The organism is Rudanella paleaurantiibacter, from assembly GCF_009184635.1.
Taxonomy (GTDB): Bacteria; Bacteroidota; Bacteroidia; order Cytophagales; family Spirosomataceae; genus Rudanella; species Rudanella paleaurantiibacter.
This window is the reverse complement of record NZ_WELI01000012.1, coordinates 175,822-182,834: the sequence shown is the minus strand read 5'-3', so window position 1 is coordinate 182,834 and position 7,013 is coordinate 175,822. Positions and strand designations below refer to the sequence as shown.

Below are 7,013 nucleotides of genomic sequence, written 5' to 3'. Positions count from 1 at the left end.
TGAAGGGCAGGTTCCTTACGCGTTACGCACCCGTTCGCCACTGCCATTGCTGGCCGTTCGACTTGCATGTATTAGGCCTGCCGCTAGCGTTCATCCTGAGCCAGGATCAAACTCTCCATCGTAAATAATTGTGTGGTAAGTAAACTTACCACGATGTGTTCAACTGGTCCTAAAAGACGCAGCCTATCACACGTTGTTTGCTGCTTGAACCGATCTGTCAAAGAACTCATCTGCCGTGCGAGTTGCCCCGGTTGGCATGGAAGAAAAACCCGTTGGTTTGTCTCGTGAAAGGCAGGCTGTCAGGCCGTTGCACTTTCTTTATGTTGTGTTCCCGTTGAATGGGAGTGCAAAATTAGTATTTCCGAGTGGCCTTGTCAAGTAATTTCGAAAATTTATTTTCATTTTATTTTCGAAGGCCGCTTCCCGCCTGAAGACTCGAAAACCCCGGTGGCAAGTGCCAGCCGGTGTGTTTTCCCTCATTTGGGACTGCAAAGGTACGCCATAAATTCACCCTTTGTCAAGGCCCGCTTAAAAGAATTTGTTGAACAAAATGAGTAGAAACGGGTAAGTCATAGCTATTCAATAACTTACCCGTTCAAAAAAGTTTAAACTTTTTTCAGAAGGTGGTTCTTCTTGCCCTTCGAAATAAGCAAATAGCGTCCCTGAAGCCACTCTATGGGCACGGGAGCCGCCGGATCGCTCACTTTATTTTTATTAATACTGACCGCATTTTGTGAGATAGCCCGCCGGGCCTCCCCTTTTGAAGCGTACACTTCGCCCCGCGTAGCCACCGATAGCAAGTCGGTCAGGTTCTGCGCCTGTTCCAGATCTTCGGCCGACAGTTCGGTTTGGGGAACTCCTTCAAAGATTACCTCGAACTCATCAGCCTGAATCTGCTGGAGCGTTTCGAGCGTTGCTTTACCATATAATACTTCCGACGCTTTCACCGCCAGGTCAAAACCAGCTTGCCCATGCACGCGAATGGTGACGTCTTGGGCTAAGGCTTTCTGAAGTATCCGCAAATGAGGTGCCTCGGCATGTTGACGCTCCAGTTCTTCGATCTCTTCCCTCGATAGTAAGGTAAATACCCGAATCAAACGGGGGGAGTCTTCGTCCGTTGCATTGAGCCAGAACTGATAGAACTGGTACGGGGACGTCATTTTAGAGTCCAGCCAAACATTACCCCCAGCCGATTTACCAAACTTGGTACCATCGGACTTCGTGATGAGGGGTGTAGTAAGGGCAAATGCCAGGTGTTCCTCCTGCGGGTCGGTTTGTCCGCTGTCTTTACGCCGGATCAGCTCAGTACCTGTTGTGATATTCCCCCACTGATCGGAACCGCCCATTTGCAGCCGAACCCCCTTGTTCTTGTATAACCAGTAAAAATCGTAGCCCTGAAGTAACTGGTACGAGAATTCCATGAACGACAATCCGGTTTCGAGCCGTTTCTTGACCGAATCTTTAGCCACCATATAATTGACGGTAAGATGCTGCCCAGCCTCGCGCAGAAAGTCGAGAAAAGTCATGTTCTTAAACCAGTCGTAATTATTGACCATCTCGGCAGCGTTAGCCCCTGACTCAAAGTCAAGGAAACGGGTCAACTGTGCCCGGATTCCTTCCTGATTACGACGCAGCGTTTCTTCGGACAGATAATCACGTTCGGTTGAACGGCCTGAAGGGTCACCAATCATACCCGTAGCGCCACCTACCAGCGCAAAAGGCTTGTGGCCTGCCCGTTGAAAATGAACCAGCAGCATGATGGTGGCTAAATTGCCAATATGCAACGACGATGCCGTAGGGTCGAAGCCGATATACCCAGCCGTCATCTCTTTGGTCAGCTGCTCTTCGGTTCCGGGAGTCATGTCGTGCAGCATGCCCCGCCAACGGAGTTCTTCAATGAAATTCATAAATAACATGGAGAGGGGAAACCGGAGACGGAAAAAAGGGAGGTAGTCTATTTACTTTCTCCCTTTTTCCGTCTCCTTACTCCTTTTTGCAAAATTAGGATTTATGGCAACAAGAGCGACGAATCGCCGTAGCTGAGAAAACGATACTCATTGTCGAGCGCTTCCTTATATATAGTACGCCAGTTATTACCCACCAGAGCGGCAATGAGCAGAATAAGCGTAGAGCCCGGCTGATGAAAATTGGTGATGATTCCCCGGCACATCTTCATCTGGTACCCCGGCGTGATATAAATAGCGGTATGGGCCACTACGGTATCGGTGCGGTGCGTATCCATATATTGAAGCATAGCCCCAACGGCCTCGGCAGCCGAGGGTTGCTCGTCGGGCGGAATGGCATACGCCATCTGCTGATCGAGCTGGAATGGGTTGGGCTCCTGCCGAAGCAGCTTCACCCCAAACCAGTACAAACTTTCGAGGCTCCGCATAGACGTAGTACCTACCGGCAACAGTCGGTCCAGATGCCGACGGATATTTTCCAGATTCTGACGGGTGTACACCACCTGCTCGGCGTGCATGGTGTGCTGCCGGGGATCGTCGGTTTTGATGGGCTGGAATGTACCGGCCCCTACATGCAGCGTCAGGTAATCGTGACCAATACCCCGTTCGGCGAGAGAGGCAAACACCGCATCGGTAAAGTGCAGGCCCGCTGTAGGAGCAGCTACGGCTCCTTCGTTACGGCTGTAGATGGTCTGGTACGTGTCGCGGTCAGCCTCTGTAACCTCACGCTTGAGATAGGGCGGTAACGGAATCTGCCCCGCCAGATGGATAATATGGGCAAATGCCTCGGAAGCCGGTTGCCAGCTGAACTCCACCACAGAGCGCTCATAATCGACATAAGCAACCGAGAGTGTCACGGGGCCATCGGGCGATTGGAGCGTAGTTTGCAGGGTTTCTTCAGGCTTCCAGCGTTTGCGGTTCCCGATCATACACTGCCATACCGACGAGCCCGTTTGCTCCATGGCTTCGAGCATGGGCGGGGGTGTGTCGCGCCCGTCGGTGGCTACGGGGTTCAACAGAAACAGCTCGATCAGGGCGCCCGTGCTCTTGTGAAACAACAGCCGGGCCGGTATAACCTTGGTGTTGTTAAAAATCAGGAAGCTGTCGGCGGGTACAAACTGAGCCAGTTGACGAAAGCCGGCGTGCCGAATCTGCCCCTGCTGGTACACCAGCAACCGCGAAGCATCGCGCTGCGCCAACGGAAACCGGGCAATCCGATCGTCGGGCAGGTCGTACTGAAATTCCTGTAGTGATAACGGAAGGTTCGAAGCCAAATCAGGCAAACTCATTGTTGCTGGAGGGTTTCATGAGAATGAGTCGAATCGGCAAGGCGATAATCACACTCGCCAGGATAAACACACTCAGGGGCAACAACCAGCCGTAGGTGTACCCGTCGACCTGAAAATCGGAGCGGTTGAGCATCGACAAAACGAACAGCGACAACGCCAGGATGGTATTCACAGCCGCCATAAGCGCGTGAAACCAGTTGACCAGCACCTCATTGAGGCCGTCGCGGTGTTGCGCCCATGCCGCTGCCACCGGAATTTTATCGGTAGGCAATTTCGGGATAAGCCGAGCTACGGAATTCATCAGGACGTTGTTGATCAGGAAAATAGCCACCGCTGCGTAAAACAGGGTTTCCCGGTCGAGGTACTGCGTAGCCAATCCTGCAGAGTTGAACATAACGGCTACCTGCGATGGATATGATATATAGCTGTTGATCAGAAGAAAAACTAATCCGAGGACGGAGATGATCCGCCACGCCCGGACGAAAAAAGTGCCAGTTCGCATGGTTACATTGGTCAATTGGGGTGCAAAGTTACGGCCGGTGGCGCGTGTTTAGACAGTATCTGCTTTATTAACTCCAATTTCGGAGCGGTCGTTTCGTTTTTTTCCGAGAGAAATGGCGCTCGCGTGGGCTTTATTGCCCATTTTTGGGAACACGAACAAAATGGGACAGAAACAACCCTCGTTATGAAGATTTATACCAAGACCGGCGATACGGGCCAAACATCGCTTATTAGTGGTCGCCGGGTGAGCAAGGCCGATATACGAATTGATGCCTACGGTACCGTCGACGAACTGAATGCCTGGATTGGGTTGGTGCGCGATCAGGCGATTAATGCGAGTCGGCGCGATTTGCTCAAAGAAGTTCAGGACCGCCTGTTTACGGTAGGTGCTACACTGGCAAGTGACCCAGAAAAAACGGTGCGGAAGCCGATACCGGATATTGACGAAGCCGACATCACGTTATTAGAGCAAGCGATGGACGGTATGGATGCCGAGCTACCCGAACTACGCGCTTTTGTGTTGCCGGGTGGTCACGAATCGGTATCGTATGCACACCTGGCTCGTACGGTATGCCGCCGGGCAGAGCGCCTGGTCATTGCTCTCAACGATGAGACTCCCGTAGACCCGCTCGTAATTCAATACCTGAACCGGCTGTCAGATTACCTGTTTGTCCTGAGTCGGAAAATGGCCCACGAACTCCAGGCCGAGGAGGTTGCCTGGAAACCGAGGGTCTAAACCCTCGCTCAGGCAGGTTTAGGGGTTTCTGGTTTATAGTTTGTAAGTGAATGAACATTGTAAAATGCATAATGAGTAATTGGGCTATCTACTGACAGTCAACTCTTTCCTTGTACATTTTACATTGTTCATTATACATTTAGTTCTACTTGACTACTTAGTTCATGGTTTTGAGTTTATGGTTTTAATTCAAAAGGAAACGCCAAAATGCCAGCTAGTTATGACTTATTAGGCTAACCAGAAACGATAAACCAAAAACCAAAAACTCTACATAATCACAGTTCAGACATTGAGCTTCGTAAATCCTTCTTTCCTGTTTGGTTTGGCGGCCCTGGCGGTACCTATTGCCATTCACCTGTTCAACTTTCGCCGGACGCGCCGGGTGTATTTCACCAATGTAGCGCTCCTGAAGACAGTACAGACCGAAACCAAATCGTTTCGGCGGCTCAAACACTGGCTTATTTTGCTGGCCCGGTGTCTGTTTCTGGCTTGTCTGGTGTTGGCATTTGCCCAACCGTTTATACCCAGCCAGAATAAACTGGGGCTGTCACGGCAGGGCGTAACGAGCCTTTACCTCGACAATTCGTACAGTATGCAGAACGAGCTGAACGAAAAGCGGTATCTGGACATCGCAACGGGTAAACTCGATGAGCTACTCACCTTGTTTCGGAACGCTACATCGCTCCAACTGCTCACCAACGACTTTTCGGCCGAGGAGCAACGGGCTGGTACGGCCGAGGCCGTGCGCGACCGGGTGACCAGTGTACGGTTTGCGCATACGCCCCGGACGCTCGAAGCCGTGTACCGGCGGCAACGCAACCTGTTGTCGTCCATGAATCCGGGAGGGCGCAATCAGCTGTTCTGGTTTTCCGATTTCCAGAAAAGCACCGTTGGCGACCTCAACAGGCTGCAAATTGACACGACCGACCGGGTTTTTATTGTACCGCTCGACGCCCAGCCTACCAAAAACATCTACGTGGATTCGGTGTGGTTGAGCACGCCCTTTATCCGGGAGATGCAGAATAACAGCGTAAACGTGACCCTCCGCAACGGCGGTCGCGAAACGGTACGCAACCTGCCCGTGCGGCTCTACCTCGACGATACCCAAACCTCAACGGCCTCGGCGAATGTAGAACCCGGTGGGGCCGCTACCGTATCGCTCAACTTCAACGTAACGTCGAAAGGGTTTCACCGGGGCCGGATTGTGTTTGAAGACTACCCGATCACGTTCGACAACGAATATTTCTTTGTGATAGAAGCGTCGCCCTCCATTCGGGTGATGCACCTGACCGGCCCCAGCCTGACCGCTGCCCGCCCGGTCGATTATATCCGAACGGTGTATTCGAACGACAGTCTGTTTCAGTTCAGGAGTTTCAGCGCCCAAAATTTTGATGTTGGATTGCTAAAAGAAACCGACCTCGTTGTGCTGGAGGGGGTTCCGGCCGTAAACGGCACGCTCCGTAGCGAACTGGACCGGTTTATACGGCAGGGGGGCAGCATCACGGTTATTCCCGATGCCAACCCGGATGCCACCTCGTATGCTTCGTTTCTGGGCGGTTTGGGCGTCAACGGCCTACAGGCTACTCCGCCAGCCCCCGGCAATACCCCCACCACCTTAGCCGACCCCGACCGCAACAGTCCATTCTTTAGCGATGTGTTTCAACGCAGTTTCCAGTCAGAGCCGCTCAACCTGCCAGGAGCAGTGCCGGTTTGGCGCTGGAGCGGTGGCAATCGGTTGCTGGCCCTTCGCGACGGACAAACGCTGTTGAGCCAGAACCGGGTTGGTAGCGGGTACGTGTACGTATTGGCAAACCCGCTCACGCCCAGCTACGGCAACCTGGCCGAGCACGCTCTGTTTGTGCCGGTCATGTACAAAATGGCGGCTCTGAGCGTACGTGCTCAACGCACGGCGTATTCGTTCGACGATAATTTGATTACGGTTCCGGTGTACAATCCGTCGGAGAAAACGGTGTACAAGCTAAAGCGCGACAAGCTCGATATTATTCCGGTGCAGCGCGTGGTGGGTAATCAGTTGCTGCTCGAAATGCCCAAAAGTAATGAACTGGCCAACGGGCAGAATGTAGAAGCGGGGTATTACGAGTTGCAGCTTTCTGACGGTGATGGCGGGGGCAAAACCGAGAGGCTGCTGGCCTTTAACCACGGCAACCGCGAATCGGCTATGGACTTTTACTCAGCTACGGAATTACGCCGGGCATTTGCCAATCAGCCTAACGTGGAGGTTTTCGACAGTATTCAGGACGGTGATTTTGTGCAGGTACTCGAACAGCAAAACTTAGGCAAGAGCCTCTGGAAGTATTTTCTGCTGGCGGCCTTGGGCTTTCTGCTGCTCGAAATTGGCCTGGTGCGGTTTATGAAAGGGGTTTAGGCACGTTGTAAATAACGTGAATTATGCATGATGGCTGACGCAAGGGCCTTCGACAGGCTCAGGCTGACAGTCCCGATAGGATAAAAATAAAGGGCTGACATCAAGCGATGATGTCAGCCCTTTATTTTTGGCTTCAC

Annotated in this window: 5 protein-coding genes and 1 rRNA gene; 2 read left to right on the top strand and 4 right to left on the bottom strand. The window is 52.4% G+C overall.

Annotated elements, in window-relative coordinates; all coding sequences use genetic code 11:
• The 4 genes from F5984_RS23175 to F5984_RS23160 form a co-directional block, all read right to left on the bottom strand.
• Positions 1-122, bottom strand: a 16S ribosomal RNA gene (locus tag F5984_RS23175); the annotation flags it as partial.
• Positions 123-605: 483 nt separating this feature from the next.
• Positions 606-1,907: a tyrosine--tRNA ligase gene (gene tyrS / locus F5984_RS23170; RefSeq protein WP_152126597.1), complete on the bottom strand. Its 1,302-nt coding sequence runs from the start codon at positions 1,905-1,907 to the stop codon at positions 606-608.
• Between the two features lie 101 nt (positions 1,908-2,008).
• Positions 2,009-3,253 carry an S-adenosylmethionine:tRNA ribosyltransferase-isomerase gene (locus F5984_RS23165; RefSeq protein ID WP_152126596.1) on the bottom strand — a complete coding sequence of 415 codons (1,245 nt, stop codon included), beginning with the start codon at positions 3,251-3,253 and terminating at the stop codon, positions 2,009-2,011.
• A complete protein-coding gene (locus F5984_RS23160) occupies positions 3,240-3,647 on the bottom strand; it encodes a hypothetical protein (RefSeq protein WP_246169303.1) in 408 nt (135 codons plus the stop codon). Before F5984_RS23160 ends, F5984_RS23165 begins: the two co-directional genes overlap by 14 nt.
• Before the next feature lie 291 nt (positions 3,648-3,938).
• Between F5984_RS23160 and F5984_RS23155 the strand changes: the two genes are divergently transcribed.
• Together F5984_RS23155 and F5984_RS23150 are read left to right on the top strand one after the other, a co-directional pair.
• A complete protein-coding gene (locus F5984_RS23155; protein ID WP_152126594.1) occupies positions 3,939-4,490 on the top strand; it encodes a cob(I)yrinic acid a,c-diamide adenosyltransferase in 552 nt (183 codons plus the stop codon).
• Positions 4,491-4,779: 289 nt separating this feature from the next.
• Positions 4,780-6,876 (top strand): BatA domain-containing protein, encoded by a 2,097-nt coding sequence (locus F5984_RS23150; protein WP_152126593.1) that lies wholly within the window; start codon positions 4,780-4,782, stop codon positions 6,874-6,876.
• Positions 6,877-7,013: the final 137 nt, after the last annotated feature.